This window comes from Streptomyces mutabilis (genome assembly GCF_046628145.1).
Classification (GTDB): Bacteria; Actinomycetota; Actinomycetes; order Streptomycetales; family Streptomycetaceae; genus Streptomyces; species Streptomyces mutabilis.
Genome location: NZ_CP176874.1, coordinates 1,192,442 through 1,211,882, shown reverse-complemented (window position 1 = coordinate 1,211,882; position 19,441 = coordinate 1,192,442). Strand labels below are relative to the sequence as shown.

General features: G+C 73.7%; 21 protein-coding genes. 7 read left to right on the top strand and 14 right to left on the bottom strand.

Translation table 11 applies throughout. From position 1 onward, the window contains the following. Positions 1-242: 242 nt before the first annotated feature. Entirely contained in the window at positions 243-1,736 is a 1,494-nt protein-coding gene (locus ACLIN4_RS05220) for a PLP-dependent aminotransferase family protein (protein ID WP_411575539.1), read from the bottom strand. Positions 1,737-1,779: 43 nt separating this feature from the next. After that, a complete protein-coding gene (locus tag ACLIN4_RS05215) occupies positions 1,780-2,685 on the bottom strand; it encodes an alpha/beta fold hydrolase (protein ID WP_289907795.1) in 906 nt (301 codons plus the stop codon). Positions 2,686-2,847: 162 nt separating this feature from the next. On the opposite strand from ACLIN4_RS05215, the gene ACLIN4_RS05210 reads away from it, so the two are divergent. Continuing rightward, a complete protein-coding gene (locus ACLIN4_RS05210) occupies positions 2,848-3,735 on the top strand; it encodes an RNA polymerase sigma-70 factor (RefSeq protein ID WP_107479639.1) in 888 nt (295 codons plus the stop codon). Between the two features lie 213 nt (positions 3,736-3,948). Then, the gene (locus tag ACLIN4_RS05205) at positions 3,949-4,710 is read left to right on the top strand and encodes a GntR family transcriptional regulator (protein ID WP_269956423.1); all 762 of its coding nucleotides are present in this window, start codon (positions 3,949-3,951) and stop codon (positions 4,708-4,710) included. Between the two features lie 24 nt (positions 4,711-4,734). Here ACLIN4_RS05205 and ACLIN4_RS05200 read toward each other — a convergent pair whose 3' ends face one another. From ACLIN4_RS05200 to ACLIN4_RS05190, 3 genes are all read right to left on the bottom strand, one after another. Next, positions 4,735-5,889, bottom strand: a complete 1,155-nt coding sequence (locus ACLIN4_RS05200; RefSeq protein WP_100046566.1) for an ROK family transcriptional regulator — start codon at positions 5,887-5,889, stop codon at positions 4,735-4,737. Between the two features lie 100 nt (positions 5,890-5,989). After that, a complete protein-coding gene (locus ACLIN4_RS05195; RefSeq protein WP_269956422.1) occupies positions 5,990-6,652 on the bottom strand; it encodes a response regulator transcription factor in 663 nt (220 codons plus the stop codon). 14 nt (positions 6,653-6,666) lie between these two features. After that, a complete protein-coding gene (locus ACLIN4_RS05190) occupies positions 6,667-7,824 on the bottom strand; it encodes a sensor histidine kinase (RefSeq protein ID WP_411575538.1) in 1,158 nt (385 codons plus the stop codon). A 108-nt stretch (positions 7,825-7,932) separates the two neighbouring features. Here ACLIN4_RS05190 and ACLIN4_RS05185 point away from each other — a divergent pair, with 108 nt between their 5' ends. The 3 genes from ACLIN4_RS05185 to ACLIN4_RS05175 are packed head-to-tail and all read left to right on the top strand — an operon-like array spanning position 7,933 to position 10,081. Beyond that, on the top strand, positions 7,933-8,853 hold the full coding sequence (locus tag ACLIN4_RS05185; protein WP_107479493.1) for an ABC transporter ATP-binding protein: 921 nt from the start codon (positions 7,933-7,935) through the stop codon (positions 8,851-8,853). Positions 8,854-8,855: 2 nt separating this feature from the next. Next, positions 8,856-9,581, top strand: coding sequence for an ABC transporter permease (locus tag ACLIN4_RS05180; protein ID WP_107479492.1), 726 nt, complete (start codon positions 8,856-8,858; stop codon positions 9,579-9,581). Positions 9,582-9,640: 59 nt separating this feature from the next. Further along, positions 9,641-10,081, top strand: coding sequence for a hypothetical protein (locus ACLIN4_RS05175; RefSeq protein ID WP_289907792.1), 441 nt, complete (start codon positions 9,641-9,643; stop codon positions 10,079-10,081). Positions 10,082-10,088: 7 nt separating this feature from the next. On the opposite strand, the gene mug is transcribed toward ACLIN4_RS05175, so the two are convergent. The 7 genes from mug to ACLIN4_RS05140 form a co-directional block, all read right to left on the bottom strand. After that, positions 10,089-10,640 carry a G/U mismatch-specific DNA glycosylase gene (gene mug, locus ACLIN4_RS05170; RefSeq protein ID WP_071528787.1) on the bottom strand — a complete coding sequence of 184 codons (552 nt, stop codon included), beginning with the start codon at positions 10,638-10,640 and terminating at the stop codon, positions 10,089-10,091. Continuing rightward, positions 10,637-12,079, bottom strand: a complete 1,443-nt coding sequence (gene purB, locus ACLIN4_RS05165; RefSeq protein ID WP_100046572.1) for an adenylosuccinate lyase — start codon at positions 12,077-12,079, stop codon at positions 10,637-10,639. The genes mug and purB overlap by 4 nt, the downstream gene beginning before the upstream one ends. Positions 12,080-12,164: 85 nt before the next feature. Beyond that, the gene (locus tag ACLIN4_RS05160) at positions 12,165-12,947 is read right to left on the bottom strand and encodes an SGNH/GDSL hydrolase family protein (RefSeq protein WP_100046573.1); all 783 of its coding nucleotides are present in this window, start codon (positions 12,945-12,947) and stop codon (positions 12,165-12,167) included. 241 nt (positions 12,948-13,188) lie between these two features. Next, complete coding sequence (locus tag ACLIN4_RS05155) at positions 13,189-14,202, bottom strand: hemolysin family protein (protein WP_107479489.1); 1,014 nt, start codon at positions 14,200-14,202, stop codon at positions 13,189-13,191. Then, complete coding sequence (locus tag ACLIN4_RS05150; RefSeq protein ID WP_107479488.1) at positions 14,199-15,542, bottom strand: hemolysin family protein; 1,344 nt, start codon at positions 15,540-15,542, stop codon at positions 14,199-14,201. Before ACLIN4_RS05150 ends, ACLIN4_RS05155 begins: the two co-directional genes overlap by 4 nt. A 204-nt stretch (positions 15,543-15,746) precedes the next feature. Next, positions 15,747-16,172 carry a GNAT family N-acetyltransferase gene (locus ACLIN4_RS05145; protein ID WP_043375498.1) on the bottom strand — a complete coding sequence of 142 codons (426 nt, stop codon included), beginning with the start codon at positions 16,170-16,172 and terminating at the stop codon, positions 15,747-15,749. A gap of 101 nt (positions 16,173-16,273) precedes the next feature. Continuing rightward, the gene (locus ACLIN4_RS05140; RefSeq protein WP_107479487.1) at positions 16,274-17,164 is read right to left on the bottom strand and encodes an LLM class F420-dependent oxidoreductase; all 891 of its coding nucleotides are present in this window, start codon (positions 17,162-17,164) and stop codon (positions 16,274-16,276) included. Positions 17,165-17,286: 122 nt separating this feature from the next. Between ACLIN4_RS05140 and ACLIN4_RS05135 the strand changes: the two genes are divergently transcribed. Next, positions 17,287-17,520 (top strand): toxin-antitoxin system HicB family antitoxin, encoded by a 234-nt coding sequence (locus ACLIN4_RS05135; protein ID WP_107479486.1) that lies wholly within the window; start codon positions 17,287-17,289, stop codon positions 17,518-17,520. Between the two features lie 19 nt (positions 17,521-17,539). After that, positions 17,540-17,914, top strand: a complete 375-nt coding sequence (locus ACLIN4_RS05130; protein ID WP_290014507.1) for a fic family toxin-antitoxin system, toxin component — start codon at positions 17,540-17,542, stop codon at positions 17,912-17,914. Here ACLIN4_RS05130 and ACLIN4_RS05125 read toward each other — a convergent pair whose 3' ends face one another. Next, positions 17,915-18,604 carry a class I SAM-dependent methyltransferase gene (locus ACLIN4_RS05125; protein ID WP_107479484.1) on the bottom strand — a complete coding sequence of 230 codons (690 nt, stop codon included), beginning with the start codon at positions 18,602-18,604 and terminating at the stop codon, positions 17,915-17,917. Positions 18,605-18,723: 119 nt separating this feature from the next. After that, positions 18,724-19,440: a dethiobiotin synthase gene (gene bioD, locus ACLIN4_RS05120; protein ID WP_100046579.1), complete on the bottom strand. Its 717-nt coding sequence runs from the start codon at positions 19,438-19,440 to the stop codon at positions 18,724-18,726. Position 19,441: the final 1 nt, after the last annotated feature.

Sequence of the window (19,441 nt, the reverse complement as noted above, 5' to 3'; positions counted from 1 at the left end):
ACGGGATCCGGCCAGTGTGGGGGCCGGTGTGCAGAGCCAGACCTACTGGTGCGGCGCGGCGACCACGGAAACTCCGCGTGAACAACCGGCCGTCCGCGCGCGTGTGCGCGCGCCGCTCTGACCTGTTCCTCGCCGGTGACGGTCCCGGCCGTCCGCGCGTGTGTGTGCGTGGCGCTCACCGCGCGGTCTCCCGGGCGGCCACGCGACCACCCGCCCGCGTGTGTGGCATCTGGTGAGCCCGGTCACATCGCCTTCGCCATCCACTCCACCCCGGTCCGGATCCGTCCCGGCGTCAGATGCGCGTACCCCAGCACCAGGCGCACGGCCTTCCCCGCCCCATCGCTCGCTCCGTGCCCGTACTGGGCCAGCGAGCGCACCGCGACGCCGGCTTCCGCCACGCGCGCGAGGAAGCGCTCCTCGGGGCCGTACCGCTCGGGGAGCGTGGCGATGGCGTGGAGCCCCGCGGCGATGCCGGAGACACGGGAGCCGGGGAAATGCTCCGCCAGGGCGGCGACCAGCACGTCGCGCCGCTCCCGGTAGGCACGTTGGCACAGGCGCAGCTGGCGGTCGTACTCGCCGCGCTCCACGAAGCGGGCGAAGAGCGCCTGGTCGAGGGCCGGATGCCCGAGGTCGGTGGTGCGTTTGCGTTCGACCACGTCGTCCGCCAGCCACTCCGGCACCAGCAGCCATCCCAGCCGCAGCCCCGGGGCGAGGGACTTGCTGACCGAACCCGTATAGGCGACGCGTTCGGGATCGAGCCCCTGGAGCGCGCCCACGGGAGCCCGGTCGTAGCGGAAGTCGCCGTCGTAGTCGTCCTCCAGGACGAGACCGTCCACGGACCGGGCCCAGTCCAGCAGTCCGGCGCGCCGCCGCGCGGAGTAGGCGATGCCGGTGGGGAACTGGTGGGCCGGCGTCGTCACGACGGCCCGGACGCCCGACTCGTGCAGCGGGCCGAGGGCGAGTCCCTCGTCGTCGAGGGGCAACGGCACGGTGGCGACGCCGGCCGCCGCGTACAGGGCCTCGTGCTGCGGGCTGCCGGGGGACTCGACGCCGGCGGTGCGCACCCCGCGCGCGTGGAGCACGCTCGCGAGCAGCGCCGTCGCCTGCGCCACGCCGGAGACGACCACGAGCCGCTCCGGGTCCGCCACCACGCCCCGGCGCCGGGTCAGCAGCTCGGCCAGCGCGGTCCGCAGCCGGGGAAGCCCGCGCGGGTCCGGGTAGCCGAGGGCCTCGTGCGGCAACTCCGCCAGCACGCTCCGCTGCGCGGCGCCCCACGCCGCGCGGGGGAACAGCGACAGGTCCGGTGTCCCCGGCACGAAGCCGGCACGGTCGCCTCCGGAGCGCGGGGCGAGATCACGCGCGCGGGGGAGTGCGGCCCGTACCGCGTCACCGACCCAGGTTCCCGCGCCCCGCCCGCTGCGCAGGTACCCCTCGGCCGTCAGCTGTTCGTACACCTCCGTGATCAGTCCCCGCGACACCCCGAGGTCGGTCGCGAGGTCGCGGCTCGACGGCAGGCGGGTGCCCGGCGTGAGCCTGCCCGAGCGGACCGCCTCCCGCAGCGCGGCCTGCAGGGCCCGGCCGCGCGTACGTGCCGGTGCGGAAGCGGCGGGCAGCAGCAACTCCCAGGCCGCGGTGCCGTCCACCGCGGTGACGGTGGTGGCGTCGGAACCGATGGCGTCGCCGGTGTGGCCGGCGGAGTCCGGACGGCCGTCCGGACCGGTCGGTACTGGCGTCATGAAAGCAGTCCCCCGGGCATCGCTCTTCGCGAACGCCGCCACTTTACGAGGGCTTGGCCCCGAGGGGGCGCGGCCCCGGTGCGTGGGACGGGGTGACCGACGAGGCGCTCGCCGCCCGGGCGCGGCTGCCGTCCAGGACGACGCGGGCGACCAGCGCCGGGTCGTCGTTCATCGGGACGTGGCCGCAGCCGGGCAGCCGGACCAGCCGGGCCCGCGGAATGATGTGCTTGGCCCGGATGCCCTGGCGGGGCAGGAGCAGCCGGTCCCGGTTGCCCCACGCCACGGTGACGGGGACACCGGGGAGGTCGTCGGTGAACTGCACCGTCCGTCCGGCCCGCAGGGTCTCGGCGAAGCCCTCGGCGTGCGCGAGCGCGAGCGTCTCGGCGACCACGGCCTCGGGGGAGCGGCGGGCGGGGCGGGCGTAGATCGTGCTGGTCAGCGCGGTGCGGCCGACCGCCGTGCGGGACAGACGCTCGACCAGGGGGAGGGGCAGGCTCCGGGCGGCGCGGCGCATCCCCGTCAGCACCCCGAAGGCGTAGCGCCGCTCGGCCTGGTTCCAGAATCCCGCCGGGGACAGGGCCGTCACCGACCGCACCAGACTCTCCCGGCCCATCTCCAGGGCCAGCAGGCCGCCCAGCGAGTTGCCCGCCGCGTGCGGCCGGTCCAGTCCCAGCGCCGCGCAGAACGCGGCGAGCACCGCGGTGGTCGTCGGCAGGTCGTGCGGCAGTGACGGCGGCAGCGCGGACGACTCCCCGAACCCGGGCAGGTCCACGGCTATCACCTCCCGCTCGGTCGCGAGGATGTCGATCACCGGGTCCCAGGCCTGCCGGTGGTGACCTATCCCGTGCAGCAGGAGCAGCGGTTCACCGGTGCCCACACGCGCGTAGGAGAGGGTGATGTCCTGCGGACCGTACTGGGTGGGGGCCGTGAAGGAGACTGTTGCGGACATGGGGCTCCTTGTCGGGAACGTGAGTGCGATGGCGGCGTTGCGTAGACAGCCTGTCAGCAAGAGCTACCGACGGGTAGCCCCCGGTGCGGCCGTTCTGCGGAGGACGCCGGGTGTGGGCGATTCCGCCTGGACACCGCCGCACGCGTCCGCTGGGATGGACCCGTGACCACCGAAACCGCGACCGACATCTTCGAAGAGCACCGTCCCGTCCTCGTGGGAGTCGCCTACCGCATGCTGGGCCGCCTGGCCGACGCGGAGGACGTGGTCCAGGAGGCATGGTTGCGCTGGTCCGGCGCCGACCGGTCCGCCGTCCGGGAGCCGCGCGGTTACCTGGTGCGGACCACCACCCGCCTCGCCATCGACCGGCTGCGGCAGATCAAGTCGCGCGGCGAGACGTACGTCGGACCGTGGCTGCCCGAGCCCTACGCCACGGACTTCGGCGACGCCGTCCCGGACACCGCCGAGCGCGCCGTCCTCGCCGACTCCGTGTCCCTCGCCGTCCTCGTGGTGCTGGAGTCGCTGTCCCCGCTGGAGCGGGCGGTGTTCGTCCTCCGGGAGGCCTTCGGCTACCCGTACGCCGAGATCGCGGCCATGCTGGAACGCGGGGAGGCCGCGGTCCGCCAGCTCGCCGGGCGGGCCCGCAAGCACGTCGACGAACGGCGGCCCCGCTACGACGTCGACCCGGCGCAGCGCCGGGACCTCACCGAGCGCTTCCTCGCCGCCGCCACCGACGGCGACCTCGAAGGGCTGCTGGCGATGCTCGCGCCGGACGTCCGGCTGGTCGGCGACAGCGGAGGCAAGTCCAGGGCGCCGCTGCGCGTGCTGCACAGCGCCGACAAGGTGGGCCGCTTCCTGCTCGGTGCCGCGCGGAAGGGGATACCCGACCCCTCCTTCCGCTTCCTGGAACTCAACGGCGGCCCGGCCCTGCTGGTCCTGTCCGGGGGCAAGCCGGACTCCGTCCTCCAGCTGGACGTCGCCGACGGCCGCGCACAGTCGATCTACATCGTCCGCAACCCCGACAAGCTGCACCACCTCGCCGGCATCGCATAGCGCCCGGGTCCGCGGCAGACCCCGGACCCGCCCGCCCCGCCGGCCACGCAAGGCACAGAGCCCCCGTCCCGTGACGGGGGCTCTCGCCGTCCAGTCACCGGATTGGTCTTGACCAAGGGTGTGGGCCGTTTTATCGTCGCAGAGAACTGCAACAACCTTTAATAAACAAGGGCGTCAAAACGCCGCCGGACCACGGCGATTGCGGAGGACAGGGTGGGGACCACGCAGTTGGAATCGGTGCCGGAACCGAAGTACTGGCACCTCAGGACCGTACTGAGCGAGGCCCTGGACTCGGAGTTCTCGGTGGGCGAGATCCTGCCCAACGAGCGGGACCTCGCCGCCCGCTTCGGCGTCGCCCGCGCGACGCTCCGCCAGGCCCTGGAACAGCTCGAACTGGAAGGCCGCCTCCAGCGCCGCCGCGGCGTCGGCACGACCGTCGCCCCGCCGCGCGTCGGCGTGGCCGTGGGCACCGCGCAGCACACCTGGCCGGGTGCGGCCGACGACGCCTGGGAACCCACCGACTGCGAGTTCGCGGCGCCGCCCGCGGCGGTCGCCGACGCCCTGGGCACCGCCCGGGACGAGCCGGTGCACACCGTCCGCCGCTCCCGCGTGACGCACGGCCAGCCCGTCGCCGCCGAGCTGCTCTACGTCCCGCCGTCCTCGGTGCCCGACCTCACCGCCATCGACACGCCCTCCGGCACCGCACGCGCGCGTGCGGTGCTGCGCGAACTCCAGCGCGGCGAACTGGAGGGCAGGGACAGCGCCGTGGAGCTGGGATCGGTCGGCGCCGAGGACGCCAAGGAGCTGGACCGCCTCCCCGGAGCGCCCGTCCTCGTCGTCACCACCCGTTACCTGGCGCAGGGCCGCACCGCGGCGCTCTCCGTCGCCACCTACCGCGCGGACACCTGCCGGCTGACCTTCGGGGACTCCGGCGACGTCGAGATCCACCACGGCCCCCAGAGCCGCGCCTCCTGACCTCCCGGGCCGGCGCCCCGCAGGTCAGCGGCGGGCCGTCGCGCCCTCCACGGCGAACAACTGCTCCTCCACGTGGTCGAGGGCCAGCCGCAGCGCGCCCGTCGCCACGGCTGCCTCGCCGAGGAGCGAGAGGGCGACCTTCGGCGGGCGCAGGCAGTAGCGGGCCAGCTCACGGCGGAGCGGCTCCAGCACGCCGTCCAGCCCGGCCGCCCAGCCGCCGACGACGACGAGCTCCGGGTCGAGGGCCAGCACCAGCGCGGCCACATCGTGCACCAGCCGCTGGATGAAGCGCTCGACGGCCGCGCGGGCCCGCTGGTCGCCGTCACGGGCCTCGGCGAAGACCTTGGCGACCGCCTGCTCGTCCAGCGGGTGCAGCGGCTGGTCCGTGGTGGACAGCAGCGTCTCCGGCGTCACGTCCCGGCCCAGCAGATGCAGCGCGCCGATCTCGCCCGCGGCCCCTCCGTACCCACGGTGCAGCCGGCCGCCGATCAGTGAACCGGCCCCCGGGCTGAGGCCGGCCAGCACGAAGACGACGTCGTCGGACTCCGTGGCGGCGCCCTTCCAGTGCTCGGCGACCGCCGCCGCGTTCGCGTCGTTCTCCACCAGCACCGGGCACTTGAAGGAACGGCTCAGCCGCTCGCCGAGGCGCAGCCCCGTCCACTCCGGCAGCGCGGTGCTCAGCCGCACCGTGCCGTCCGCCTCGACGATCCCGGGCGAGGCGGCGCCCACGGCCCGCAGCGAGCCACGCGCGACCCCGGCCCGGCGCAGCAATTCGGCGACCGCGGTACGCAGCCGCTCCAGCCGCTCGTCGGCCGGGGCGCTCTCGTCGACGTCCTTGGCCTGCGCGCCGATCACCCGGCCGTCCAGGTCGGACAGGAGCGCGGCCACGCGGTGCGGACCGATCTCCAGACCCAGCAGGTGTCCGGCCTCCGCCCGGAACCGGAACCGCCGCGCGGGCCGCCCCTGCCTACGGGCCGTCCCCTCGTCGGCGGCCGCCTCGACGACCAGACCCGCCTCTATCAGCCCCTCGACGACGCCCTCGACGGTGGGCCGGGACAGTCCCGTCACCCGGGTGATCTCGGTCAGCGTCGCGCAGTCCGTGGCCCGCAACGCGTGCAGCACGACAGCGGAGTTGATTCTCCGCAGCAGCGACGGATCCCCACCGGTCAGCCCGCCCAACGTCCGTCCTCCCAGCTCGTGCGCGTGTTGGGCGGATCGTACTCGGCCCGCTCCGCCCCGGCGAGTGCCGGTCCGCCCGGACCCCGCCGGCCCGGACGCCTCACCCGGGTGCCACGAACCCCGACTCGTACGCCGTGATCACCGCCTGGGTGCGGTCCCGCGCCCCCAACTTCCCCAGTACCGCGCTCACGTGCGACTTCACCGTCTCGGTGCCGACGACCAGTCGGGCGGCGATCTCCGCGTTCGACAGCCCGCGCGCCATCAGCCGCAGCACCTCGCCCTCCCGCTCGGTCAGCCGCGCCCGCTCCAGCCGCGCGCGGGCGGCGCGGTTCCCCCCGCCGTCGCCGTACTCGGCGGCGAGCTGCCGCACCGACGCCGGGAACAGCAGGGACTCGCCCTCGGCGATCAGCCGCACCGCGTGCACGATCTCGGCCGGCCGGGCGCGCTTCAGCAGGAACCCGTCGGCGCCGGCGCGCAGGGCCTCGTACACGTACTCGTCGTTCTCGAAGGTCGTCACCACGAGGATCTTCGGCGGGTCGGTCATCGTCCGCAGCAGCGCCCGCGTGGCCTCGATCCCGTCCAGCAGCGGCATCCGTACGTCCATGGCGACCACGTCCGGCCGCACCTGCCGCACCAGCGGAATCACCGCCGCTCCGTCGGCCGCCTCACCGACCACCTCGATGTCCGGCTGCGCCTCCAGAACCGCCCGCAGACCCGCGCGTACGAGGGGTTCGTCGTCGACGATGAGCACTCTGACCGGCATCCGGCCAGCGTAGATCAGCGCGGTGGCAGCTCGACGCGCACCTCCCAGTCACCGGCGCCGTCGGGGCCGGTGTGCGCCCGGCCGCCCAGCAGCGCGGCCCGCTCGCGTATGCCGCGCAGTCCGCTGCCGCGGCCGGGGGCTGCTCTGCCGTCCGGCAGTGGATTGCGCACCTCCAGGGTGAGCGCGCCGTCCGCCACCTCGACGCGCACCCGGGTCGGTACGGCGCCCGCGTGCCGGAGCACGTTGGTCAGCGCCTCCTGCAGAATGCGGTAGCCCTCGCGCGACACCGGGCCCGGCAGGGTCTCCAGCGGACCGGTGACCTCGGCGTCGACCTTGGCGCCCGAGGCGCGGGCGGACTCCAGGAGCCGGTCGGCGTCCGCGAGCGTCGGCCGGGCGCTCAGGGGCTGCTCCGCCTCCCGCAGGACGCCCAGCACACGCTCGAGATCCTCCAGTGCCGCCCGGCCCGTCTCCTCGATCGCCGTCAGAGCGCGGTCGGTGAACTCGGGGCTGTTCGCCGCGCGGGCGGCTCCCGCCTGGACGACGGCGACGGTCAGCGCGTGGCCGATGGAGTCGTGCAGCTCGCGGGCGATGCGGTTGCGCTCCAGGAGCTGTTCGGTGCGTTCCTCCAGAGCGCTGAGCCGCTCGACGGAGGAGGGGCCGAGCAGCGCCCGGGCCCCCGCCGTCGCCAGGAACCCGAGGCCGACCACGGCGCCGTACAGCGCGAGGAGGGGAAGCGGCGCGAGGAGCGCGTACGCCCAGTGCGGCGCGGCGTCCTTCAGGAGCGGGATGTCGTCGATCCGGTGCCCCAGGGAGAGCCGGACCAGCTCCACGGAGACGATCGGCAGCCAGACACAGGCACCCGCGGTCAACAGGCCCAGCAGCAGGCGGCCTTGCAGCCACACCACCGTGCGCAGCCGGTCCCGCCAGTTCGCCGAGGGGGCCATGGAGAAGCCGTCGTCCTGGTGACCGGGCGTGAGGAGCCACCGTGCCTGCACGCCCTCGCCGGTCCGCACCGCCGGAATGAGACCGACCGGGATCATCAGGGCCGCCGGCACCCACATGTTGGTGTCGTCGACGAGTGCCCACACGCTCACGATCAGCATGGGCACCCACAGGTACAGCAGCCGTGTGTAGGTGGCTCCTCGCAGGAGCGGGCGGAGAAAGCGGACCATTGCCTCATCGTGCCAGGCGCCACTGACAGCGGCCCTCCCCCGCACGGGGGAGACGATCTCCACCGCCGGGGGAGGACCCGCCCCCGCACGGACCGCCACGCTGGTGCCATGACCAGCATCGACGTCCAGAACCTCACCAAGGAGTACGGCACCCGACGAGCCGTCGACGACCTCACCTTCACCGTCCGCCCCGGCCGCGTCACGGGCTTCCTCGGTCCCAACGGCGCCGGGAAGTCCACCACCATGCGGCTGGTCCTGGGTCTGGACCGGCCGACCTCCGGCACGGCGGCCGTCGGCGGGCGTCCCTACTCCGCCCTCCACGAGCCGCTGCGACACGTCGGTGCCCTGCTCGACGCGCACGCCGCCCACGGCTCGCGCACCGCCCGGGACCACCTGCGCGTCCTGGCGGCGAGCAACCGCATTCCCGCGCGCCGGGTCGACGAGGTGCTGGAGGAGACCGGGATCGCGTCGGTGGCACGCCGCCGGGTGAGGACGTACTCACTGGGGATGCGCCAGCGGCTCGGCATCGCCGCCGCGCTGCTGGGCGACCCCGAGGTGGTGATGCTGGACGAGCCCTCCAACGGACTGGACCCCGAGGGCATCATCTGGATCCGTGAACTGCTGCGCCGGCTCGCGGCCGAGGGACGCACCGTCCTGGTCTCCAGCCACCTGATGAACGAGACCGCGTCCTTCGCCGACCACCTGATCGTCCTCGGCCGGGGCCGGCTGCTCGCCGACACACCGATGCGGGAGTTCATCGACGCGCGCGTGCAGCCGAGTGTCCGCATCCGGACCTCGGACGCGACCGCGCTCAAGGCAGCTCTCGCCCGGCACGGGCACGACGCGGTGGAAGACGACGACGGGTACTGGACCGTGCCGCACGCACGCGTGGACGACGTCGGCCGCGCCGTGTCCGGTGCCGGCGTCCCGATCCTCGAACTGAGCTCGGCGGAGGGCACCTTGGAGCAGGCCTACCTCGACCTGACGGCCGCCGAGACCGAGTTCACCGCACCGCACCAGGAGGCCTGACCATGCACTTCGCACCCGTACTCCGCTCCGAGGCGCTCAAGGTCCTCACCCTGCGCTCGCTGTGCGGCACGCTGCTGGCCGTGTTCGCGGTCACCACCGCCTTCTCCGCGCTGGCGGGAGTCTCCGACACCTCCGATGCGGACTTCGACCCGCTGTTCATGGCCCTCTCCGGCGTCATGCCCGGTCAGATCGCCGCCATCGCGTTCGGCGCCATGGTCGTGTCGTCCGAGTACCAGGGCAACGGGATCCGCCTCTCCCTGGCCGCCGTTCCGCAGCGTGGGCGGTGGTTCGCGGCGAAACTGGTCGTCGTCGCCGTGTCGGCCCTCGTCGTCGGCCTGCTGACCTCGTTCGCCGCCCTCCTCGCGGCCCGGGCGGGCCTCGGCGCGGCGGCGGACGGGCTCACCGCGGGCGAGCAGGTGCGCGGCGCGGTGGGCTGCGGGATCTACTTCATGCTGATGGCCCTGCTCGCGGCGGGCCTGACCACCCTGTTCCGCAGTGGCGTGGCCACGCTGTCCACCCTGATCCCGTTCATCCTCGTCATCGCTTTCGTGATCGGGGACGCGGCGGGCGGTGTCACCGAGTTCCTGCCGGACCAGGCCGGGCAGGTGGTGATCCATCAGACGCACGACGGAACGCTGGGCCCCTGGACGGGACTGGCGGTGACGGCCGGTTGGTCGGTGGCCGCCCTTCTCGTCGGCGCCTGGCGGCTGCGCGGCCGGGACGCCTGACCCCGGCCGGCCGGCTGACGCCCCGCCAATTGTCAGTGGCGGCCGGTTTACTGGACGGCATGGACATCGCGCGGCACATCGCCCTCATCGACGAGCTGTGCTTCCGGCCCTTCCCGGCGGAGCACGGCCCGTCGGACGGGGGCACGGCGGGGCCCGGTCACTTCGTGGCGGTGCTGGAGAGCAGCCACGGCCTGCGCGACGGCGACCAGGGGGAGCGGGCGGTGACCGTGGAGCAGTACGAGAAGTACCGCGACGCCCTCCACGAGCGCCTCGCCCCGCGCTGGGGGGAGACGGATCCTTGGAATCTCCAGACGGTCCTCCTGCGGACCGAACGGGAGGAGATACCCGAGCCGTGGGCCGCCCTCAGCGCCCGCGCGCGCCTGGCCCACCTGTGGGAGGCGGAGGGGACCGGCCGCTGGGTCGCGGTCGCCGTCGCCGACCGGGACGAGACGGACGAGGTGCAGTTGCTGGCCGTCGTCACCCAGGAGGCGCCCCCGTGAACGCCCCCTACGCGTCCGCGTCCGCCGCGGCCCGCAGCCGCGCGAACTCCTCCGCCATCGTCCGCGCGGTCCAGTGGGCGTTGAGTCCGCTCGGATTGGGCAGTACCCACACGCGCGTGTCCCCGATCGTCCGCTCCTGCGGACCCACCTGGGCCTTCCGGTCGTCGAACGCGGCGCGGTACGCGGTGACACCGACGACGGCCAGCCAGCGGGGACGCAGCCTCGCCACCTTCAGTGCCAGCAGTCGGCCGCCCTCCCGGTACTCCTCGGCGGTCAGCTCGTCCGCCCGCGCACTGGCCCGCGCGACGACGTTCGTGATCCCGAGCCCGTACGACAGCAGCTCGCCCTGCTCCGACGGCTTGAGCAGCCGCGGGGTGAAACCGGACAGGTGCAGCACCGGCCAGAAGCGGTTGCCGGGGCGGGCGAAGTGGTGGCCGGTCGCCGCCGTCATCAGGCCGGGGTTGATGCCGCAGAACAGCACGCGCAGGCCGTCCGCGACGACGTCCGGTACGAGACGGTCGCGGGCGGCCTCCAGCTCAGCCGGGGTGAAGCGCGTCAGAGGATCGCTCCGGGGGTGTAGCCCGCGGCCTCCGGGCGCTGCTTGACGATCTCCTCGATCCGGCCGACGACGACGCCGACCTGGTCGGCCGCCGCGCCGGTGAACGACAGCTTGTCGGCCATCAGCGCCTCCAGCCCGGCGCGGTCCAGGGGGATGCGCTCGTCGGCGGCCAGCTTGTCGAGGAGTTCGTTGCGCTCGGCGCCCTGCTCACGCATCGCCAGCGCGGAGGCCACGGCGTTCTCCTTGATCGCCTCGTGCGCGACCTCGCGGCCGACGCCCGCCCGCACCGCGCCCATCAGCACCTTGGTGGTGGCGAGGAACGGCAGGTAGCGGTCCAGCTCCCGGGCCACGACGGCCGGGAAGGCACCGAACTCGTCCAGCACGGTCAGGAACGTCTCCAGCAGCCCGTCCAGGGCGAAGAAGGCGTCGGGGAGGGCCACCCGGCGCACCACCGAGCAGGACACGTCGCCCTCGTTCCACTGGTCGCCCGCCAGCTCGCCGGTCATCGACGCGTAGCCGCGCAGGATCACCATCAGGCCGTTGACGCGCTCGCAGGAGCGGGTGTTCATTTTGTGCGGCATCGCGGAGGAGCCGACCTGGCCGGGCTTGAAGCCCTCGGTGACCAGCTCGTGCCCGGCCATCAGCCGGATCGTCTTCGCCATCGACGACGGCGCCGCCGCCAGCTGCACCAGCGCGGTGACGACCTCGTAGTCCAGGGAGCGCGGGTAGACCTGGCCGACCGAGGTGAAGGCCTGCGAGAAGCCCAGGTGCTCCGCGATCCGCTGCTCCAGCTCCGCGAGCTTGCCGGCGTCCCCGCCGAGCAGGTCCAGCATGTCCTGGGCGGTGCCGACCGGGCCCTTGATGCCGCGCAGCGGGTAGCGGCCCAGCAGCTCCTCGACCCGGCCGTACGCCACCAGCAGCTCGTCGGCGGCGGTGGCGAACCGCTTGCCCAGCGTCGTGGCCTGCGCGGCGACGTTGTGGGAGCGGCCGGCCATGACCAGCTCGGCGTACTCGCCGGCCAGCTTGCCGAGGCGGGCCAGCACGGCCACCGAGCGGTCGCGGATCAGCTCCAGCGACAGCCGGATCTGGAGCTGCTCGACGTTCTCCGTCAGGTCCCGGGAGGTCATGCCCTTGTGGACGTGCTCGTGCCCGGCGAGGTCGTTGAACTCCTCGATCCGCGCCTTCACGTCGTGCCGCGTGACCTTCTCGCGCTCGGCGATCGAGGCGAGGTCGACCTGGTCGAGGACGCGCTCGTAGTCGGCGATCGCGGCGTCGGGCACCTCGATGCCGAGGTCCTTCTGTGCCCGCAGCACGGCGAGCCAGAGCTGCCGCTCCAGCTTCACCTTCTGCTCGGGCGACCAGAGCGTGGCGAGCTCGGCGGAGGCGTAGCGTCCGGCGAGGACGTTCGGGATGCGGGGCTTGGCGGGAGCGGAAGTCACGTGTACGGATTCTACTGGCGATTCCTGCAGGCCAGCGCCACGGGGTTCCTCGTCGGAACCTACGAAGGCGGCGTGCCCCGGACGATCATGGCGTCAGTTCCCCGTAAGGCAGCAGCTCCGGTCGCTTCGGGGGGCGCCCGTCCCCGGACGACCGGCCCGTCAGCCTGCGGCCGATCCAGGGCAGCAGGTGCTGCCGGGCGAACCGGACGTCCGCGGTCCGGCGCATGACCCAGCCGGGCGGCGGCGTCGGCGGGACGGGCGCGTGCCACTCGGGGTCCTCCGGCTCGTAGCCGAGTGACTGCCACACGGCCTCCGCGACCCGGCGGTGCCCCTCGGCGGTCAGGTGCAGCCGGTCCACGTCCCACAGCCGCGGGTCGGCGAGCGACTGTGCGCCGTAGAGGTCGACGACGACGGCGCCGTGCTGCCGGGCCAGGTCGTCGATGATGGCGAACAGCGCCTCCATGCGCGGCCGGAACCGCTCCAGTACCGGACCCTGGCGGCCCGGGCTGCGCATCAGCACCAGCTGCTTGCAGTTCGGGGCGAGCCGCTCCACGGCCTGCGTCAGCAGATCCCGCACCCGGGCCATGTCGCACTTGGGACGCAGGGTGTCGTTGAGGCCGCCGACCAGCGTGATCACGTCGGCTCCCATGGCCGCAGCCACGTCGACCTGTTCGTCGACGATCTGCCCGATCAGCTTGCCGCGCACGGCGAGGTTCGCGTACCGGAAGCCGGGGGAGCGGGCCGCCATCCGGGCGGCGAGGAGGTCGGCCCAGCCCCGGTAGGAGCCGTCGGGCAGCAGGTCCGACATGCCCTCGGTGAAGGAGTCACCGACGGCGACGAGACTGGTGTGGGTGGGGTTCGTCTGCATGGCGACAGAAATGGTAGCCCCACGCACATACCCGACGGTCGGTCGCCCTCCCGATCGACCGGTCCTCCGCCGCCTTGGAGGGCTGACCCTCGTCGCCTTGGGAACGATCGGCCCCCCGTCGCCTCGGAACCGCCGGTCCCGTCGCCTTCCGTCACCTCGGAACCGACGCTCCCGTCTCCTGGAACGGCGGTGGTCGTCACCGTCCGGACGCCCGGTCCCGCCGCGAGCCCGTCCCACCGGTTCACGCCCGCTGCCCGAACAGCTCCCTCAGCACGTCCTCCATGGTCACCAGCCCCGCCAGCCGCCCGTCGGACCCGAGGACGGCCGCCAGATGGGTGCGGCTGCGGCGCATCGCGGTGAGCACGTCGTCCAGCGGGGTGCTCTCCCGCACCCGCGCGATGGGCCGCATGTCCCGCAGCCGGAACGGCAGGTCCCGCGGCGAGGTGTCCAGGGCGTCCTTCACGTGTAGGTAGCCGACGATGCGCCGCCCGTCGTCCACGACGGGGAAGCGGGAGAAGCCGGACTGCGCCGAAAGCCGCTCCAACTGCTCCGGAGTGATGCCCACGCGCGCGTGGACGACGCGTTCCAGCGGCAGGACCACGTCCCGCACCGGCCGCCTGCCCAGTTCCAGCGCGTCGTGCAGCCGCTCCTGGGCCCGGTCGTCGATCAGCCCGGCCTCGCTGGCGTCTTTGACGATCTCGGCCAGCTCCGCGTCCGTGAAGGTCGCCGATACCTCGTCCTTCGTCTCCACCCTGAGCAGCTTGAGCAGTGCGTTCGCGAAGGCGTTGACCGTGAAGATCACGGGGCGCAGCGCCCGGGACAGCGCCACCAGCGGGGGCCCGAGCAGCAGCGCGCTGCGCACCGGCTCGGCCAGGGCGATGTTCTTCGGGACCATCTCGCCGAGCAGCATGTGCAGGTACGTCGCCAGCGCGAGGGCGATCACGAACGACACCGCGTGCCCCGCGCCGGACGGCACGCCCACCGCGTGGAACACCGGCTCCAGCAGGTGCGCGATCGCCGGCTCGGCGACCACGCCGAGCACCAGCGTGCACAGGGTGATGCCGAGCTGGGCCGCCGCCATCAGCGCCGACACGTGCTCCAGGCCCCACAGCACGCTCTTCGCCCGCCGGTCGCCCTCCTCGGCGTACGGTTCCACCTGGCTGCGGCGCACGGAGATCAGCGCGAACTCGGCTCCCACGAAGAACGCGTTGACGACGAGCGTCGCCAGGCCGATCAGGAGCTGTACCGCGGTCACCGCCCCGTCCCCCCTTCGCCCTCGTCACGCGCGTCGTCGAGCGGCGCGTGCAGCAGCACCCGGGCCGCCCTGCGTCCCGTGGCGTCCACGACGTCCAGCCGCCAGCCCGCGACCTCCAGGACGTCGCCGACGGCGGGGATGCGTCCCAGCCCGGCCGCGACGAGCCCGGCGACCGTCTCGTACGGCCCCTCGGGCACCTTGAGCCCCAGACGCGCCAGCCGGTCCACGCGTGCCGCGCCGTCGGCCCAGTACAGCGCGTGGCCCTGCTCGTCGGTGCCGGCCGGATCCAGCTCGGGCGTCTCGTGCGGATCGTGCTCGTCCCGCACCTCGCCGACGACCTCCTCGACGATGTCCTCCAGCGTCGCCACGCCCGCCGTCCCGCCGTACTCGTCGATCACGACGGCCATCGTGCGCCGCCCGGAGAGCCGGTCCAGCAGCCGGTCGACGGTCAGCGACTCCGGGACCAGCAGCGGTTCGCGCATCAGCTCGGCGACCGGCATCCCCGCCCGCCGCTCGGCCGGCACCGCCAGTACGTCCTTGACATGCGCGGTGCCCACCACGGCGTCGAGCGTGTCCCGGTACACGGGAAACCGGGACAGCCCGGTCGCCCGCGTCGCGTTCGCCACGTCCTCGCAGGTGGCCCGGGCGTCGAGGGCGATGACCTGGACGCGCGGGGTCATCACGTTCTGCGCGGTCAGGTCGGCCAGGTTCAGCGTCCGTACGAACAACTCGGCGGTGTCGGCCTCCAGTGCCCCTTCCTTGGCCGAGTGCCGGGCGAGAGCCGCCAGTTCCTGCGGACCGCGGGCGGACGCCAGCTCCTCGGCGGGCTCGACGCCGAAGCGGCGCACGAGCCGGTTGGCCGTGTTGTTCAGGTGGGTGATGAAGGGCCGGAAGGCGGCGCTGAACCAGCGCTGCGGACCGCCCACCCGCTTGGCGACGGCCAGCGGCGAGGAGATCGCCCAGTTCTTGGGCACAAGCTCGCCGACGATCATCAGGAAGACCGTCGAAAGCGCCGTGCCCAGCACCAGCGCCAGCGAGGAGGCGGCCGAACCCGACATCCCCGCGCTCTCCAGCGGGCCCGAGATCAGCGCCGCGACCGAGGGCTCGGCCAGCATGCCGACCACCAGGTTGGTGACCGTGATGCCGAGTTGCGCCCCCGAGAGCTGGAACGTCAGGTTCCGTACGGCCTTCAGCGCGCTCGTCGCGCCCCGCTCGCCGCGCTGAGCGGCCCGCTCCAGTTCACCGCGCTCGACGGTGGTCAGCGAGAACTCGGCCGCGACGAAGGCGCCGCACGCGAGCGAGAGCAGGACCGCCACCAGCAGCAGGAGCACTTCGGTCATCGGGTCACCTCGGATCCATGATCGGCCAGGACGCGGAGGCGCGCGCGGTGTCGTGCTCCGGTGGAGGCACCGACGGAGGTACCGAGGGAGGCACCGAGGGAGGCACCGGTGGAGGCGTCGGCGCGGACGCCGAGGAGCAGCGCCGGGTCCGGCACCCTGAAATCGCCGATGCAGGCTCGCTCATGCGCCGGTGGTCACAGCCTTTCAGTCGGTGAGGGGCTTCACCCAGCGTCGCCACTGTTCCTCGGGCGCGTACCCGGCGGCCCGCCAGGCATGCTGGGCCCGCTCGTTGCGCAGCAGCACCATCGCGTCCCCGCGACGTCCGCCGAGCCGTACGAACCGCTCCTCCGCGGCGGTCAGCAGGGCCGATGCGATGCCCTGGCGCCGGTGGTCGGGATGCACGGCCAGCCGGTACAGGTGGCAGCGCCAGCCGTCGAAGCCGGCGATCACCGTGCCCACCAGGTCCCCGCCCCGCTCGGCGAGGATCAGCGACTCGGGGTCGCGGGCGACGAGCCGCTCCACGCCCTCCCGGTCGTCGCTGATGCTCGTCCCCTCGGCGGCCGTCTTCCAGAAGGCCAGTACGGAGTCCAGGTCCTCGGGCCCGGCGGCCCGTATGCGCAGATCGGTCATGCCGCGATCCCACCACGAGCGGCGCGCGCCGATCCGCGAATTCCGGCATGCGGACTGCCGAGACCATGGGGGCCGTCAGGCCCGCCGGAACCGTGCGGCCCTCAGGCGCCGCGCAGCGCCCGCATCACCGGGGCGAAGGCCTCCATGTACGGCTCCAGCACGGTCAGGTACGTGAACCCGTACCGCTCACGCTGCGCCCGCACCTGCGCGGTGATCTGCTCCAGGGTCCCGGCCAGGAAGATGGGCAGCTCCAGCAGCCGGTCCGCGGTCAGATGCGGCACGTGTTCCAGGAGGGGGCGGACGGCGGCCGCACGGTCCTCGGTCACGACGACCATCTGGATGAGCAGGTTCAGCTCCGCCGGTTCCTCGCGGCCCGCCGCGAACTCCCGGTACCGGGCGACGCGCTCGTCGAGCTCCTCGGCGGTGATGGGCGCCAGCTGTCCCGTCGTGCTGCCCCGCACCGTACGCCCACCCGTGAACGCGGCGATGTCGGCGTGCCGGGCCGTCAGCTCCAGCATCCGGTCGCCATTGCCGCCGATCAGCAGCGGCACCCCGGACTTCTGCGCCGGGCGCGGCAGGTACTCCTCGTCGCCGAGCAGCCGCTCCAGCTCCTCGACGGTGCGCCGCAGATGGCCGACCCGCTCGCCCGGCGAGCCGAACGGCAGCCCCGCCGCGTCGTGCTCCGCCTGTACGTAGCCGGTGCCCAGCCCCAGTTCCAGGCGTCCGCCCGTCAAGGCGTCCGTCGTGGCCACCTCCCGCGCCAGCAGGGCAGGGTTCCAGAAGCCGGCGTTGAGCACGAAGGTCCCCAGCCGGGGGCGCTCGGTGGCCCGGGCCGCGGCGACCAGCGCCGGGAACGGCGCCACCATGCCGAGGTGGTCCGGTACCTGGATGACGTCGTACCCGAGCTCCTCGGCCCGTCGGCACTTCGCGTTCCACTCGTCGGCCGATGCGGAGATCGTCAGGTTGACACCGAAGCGGTACGGGCGAGACATCAACTCTCCTGTCAGGGACGGGAATTCCGGTCGCCCGGAGTCAATCACCCGGGTGCCTCGGCCGCCAGTGCGTTCATGCGCCGCCCTTGCCGCTGCTAGCGTTCCGGCGCTAGCTTCAAGGTATGGCGAAGACCAGGAAGGCCCAGCTGAACGTGCGGGTGGACGAGGGCACCGCCCGGGCCGCCCGGGAACGGGCCGTGGCGCGGGGGATGAGCGTCAACCGCTACATCGAGGAACTGGTCCGGCAGGACACCGGCGAGGCCGGCCGCACCTTCGTGGACGCGGCCGCCGACTTCATGCGGCGGTACGAGAAGGTGTTCGCCGAGGAGGTCGGCGAGGGACAGGGCCGCCGCTGAGCCGTCGTACGCCACCCGGATGAACGACCTCACGATCGATCTCGCCTGGCTGCTGATGCTGGCCGAACAGCGCACCCCCGGAGACCCCCAGGTCACCGACTGGGGAGCCCTCGTCGCGGCCGTCGCCCGCCACCGGGCCGAGATATTCGACACCCCCGTCTATGACGGTCCGCACGCCCGCGCGGCCGCACTTCTCCAGCTGCTGATCCACGTCCCCGCCCTGGAGCGCTCCAACGCCCTGTTCGCCTCGGCGGTCGCCTACGCCTACCTGGTCGCCAGCGGGGTCCGGATCGTCACCACGGCCGAGCACGTGCGGGACCTGGCCCTGCTGGTCAAGAACGGCGACGCGTCGGTCGACGACATCGCGGACGAGCTGCGCCGGTGGAGCGCGTGACTACGCTCCGTCGCCGGGCGGGCGCCACGCCGTGCCGAGCACGCAGTACGAACTCGGCAGGGCCGGTCCGTCCTCCGGCATCATCGTCCGCCGGTAGGGGCCCAGCGTGAACCCGGCCTCCCGCAGCGCGGCGACCGGCTCCCGGGACAGGTGACAGCCGCCGCTCAGCCGGGGCCACAGCGACCGGTCCAGTGCGCGCTGGGTGAAGGTCATCACCCGGCCGCCGCCCCGGCCGTGCTCGAAGAACCGCACTTCGCCGCCGGGCCGCAGCACCCGCCTCAGCTCGCCCAGCGCCCGTGGCACGTCGCGGACACTGCACAGCACCAGCGACACCACGGCCGCGTCGAAGGCCTCACTCTTGACCGGCAGCGCCTCCGCCGCGCCCGGTGCCACGTCCACCGGCACCTGGGCGCGCAGCGCCGCTTCCACGGCCAACTGCCGCAGCACGCGCTCCGGTTCGATCGCGACCACCTCGGAGACGGTGCCCGGGTAGTGGGAGAAGTTCAGCCCGTTGCCCGCGCCGACCTCGATCACCCGCCCGGACAGCCCGTCGAGCAGCCGCTCGCGCACGCGGCCCATGCCCATCCGGGTCTCGGCGCTCACACTGAACCGGGCGTAGCAGCGGGCGAACAGCGGGTGGTGCACGGCATCCCGCGGCACCGCGCGGGAACGGGCGGGTCGCACCGGCATGGGGCCTCCCTCACGAGGTGGTGCCTCACCGCGATTGTCCCCCGCGCACACGCCCCGCACCCACCGCGCGGCGGCCGTTTTCCCGGCGCCCGGGCGCCGCCCCGGACGCCCGCCCCGGTTCAGGGCGCCTCGCGTCTCCCGAACGCCTCCGCGTCCCACGTGCCTTCCAGCCGGGGCGCGAGCCAGTGCGGTGCCGCCGAGCGGAAGGCGGGCGGCGGGAGGGCCGCCGCTTCGGCGGGGACGGCGCCGAGGAGCGGTGCGCCGGCCACGTCGGGGAGGTCCGCCAGGTTGCAGCGCGCGGCGAGGTCGGGGGCGCCGGGCCAGCTGCCGATCACCACGCCCGGCAGCTCCAGGCCGCGGCGGCGCAGCTCACGCGCGGTCAGCTCGGTGGTGTTGAGCGTGCCCAGCCCGGCCGGAGCCACCAGCAGCACCGGCGCGCCCAGCAGACCGGCGACGTCCGCCAGCGTCCCGCCTTCGGCGTCGAAGCGCACGAGGAGCCCGCCCGCGCCCTCGACCAGCACCAGGTCGTGCTCGGTGGCCAGTTTCCCCGCGGCCTCCGCCACCTCGTGCGGGCGCACGGGCGCCCGGCCGGCCCGGCGCGCCGCCGTGGCCGGAGCCAGCGGCTCCGGGAAGCGGGCGACCTCCGCGGTCGTCACCGCGCCCGCGAGGCGCGCCACCTCCCGCGCGTCCCCGGGCTCGTCCGGCCCTACGCCCGTCTGTGCGGCCTTCAGCACGGCCACCGACCGGCCGGCCGCCAGCGCCGTCGCGGCTACGGCGGCGGTCACGACCGTCTTGCCGATCTCCGTGCCCGTTCCCGTGATCACCAGTACCGGCATG

Bases quoted from the DNA above. Each gene is read 5' to 3' on its own strand.
- ACLIN4_RS05220 (WP_411575539.1), bottom strand. From the start codon at position 1,736: ATGACGCCAGTACCGACCGGTCCGGACGGCCGTCCGGACTCCGCCGGC.
- ACLIN4_RS05215 (WP_289907795.1), bottom strand. From the start codon at position 2,685: ATGTCCGCAACAGTCTCCTTCACGGCCCCCACCCAGTACGGTCCGCAG.
- ACLIN4_RS05195 (WP_269956422.1), bottom strand. From the start codon at position 6,652: ATGCCGGTCAGAGTGCTCATCGTCGACGACGAACCCCTCGTACGCGCG.
- ACLIN4_RS05190 (WP_411575538.1), bottom strand. From the start codon at position 7,824: ATGGTCCGCTTTCTCCGCCCGCTCCTGCGAGGAGCCACCTACACACGG.
- ACLIN4_RS05185 (WP_107479493.1), top strand. From the start codon at position 7,933: ATGACCAGCATCGACGTCCAGAACCTCACCAAGGAGTACGGCACCCGA.
- ACLIN4_RS05180 (WP_107479492.1), top strand. From the start codon at position 8,856: ATGCACTTCGCACCCGTACTCCGCTCCGAGGCGCTCAAGGTCCTCACC.
- ACLIN4_RS05175 (WP_289907792.1), top strand. From the start codon at position 9,641: ATGGACATCGCGCGGCACATCGCCCTCATCGACGAGCTGTGCTTCCGG.
- ACLIN4_RS05160 (WP_100046573.1), bottom strand. From the start codon at position 12,947: ATGCAGACGAACCCCACCCACACCAGTCTCGTCGCCGTCGGTGACTCC.
- ACLIN4_RS05150 (WP_107479488.1), bottom strand. From the start codon at position 15,542: ATGACCGAAGTGCTCCTGCTGCTGGTGGCGGTCCTGCTCTCGCTCGCG.
- ACLIN4_RS05145 (WP_043375498.1), bottom strand. From the start codon at position 16,172: ATGACCGATCTGCGCATACGGGCCGCCGGGCCCGAGGACCTGGACTCC.
- ACLIN4_RS05140 (WP_107479487.1), bottom strand. From the start codon at position 17,164: ATGTCTCGCCCGTACCGCTTCGGTGTCAACCTGACGATCTCCGCATCG.
- ACLIN4_RS05135 (WP_107479486.1), top strand. From the start codon at position 17,287: ATGGCGAAGACCAGGAAGGCCCAGCTGAACGTGCGGGTGGACGAGGGC.
- ACLIN4_RS05130 (WP_290014507.1), top strand. From the start codon at position 17,540: ATGAACGACCTCACGATCGATCTCGCCTGGCTGCTGATGCTGGCCGAA.
- ACLIN4_RS05125 (WP_107479484.1), bottom strand. From the start codon at position 18,604: ATGCCGGTGCGACCCGCCCGTTCCCGCGCGGTGCCGCGGGATGCCGTG.
- bioD (WP_100046579.1), bottom strand. From the start codon at position 19,440: ATGCCGGTACTGGTGATCACGGGAACGGGCACGGAGATCGGCAAGACG.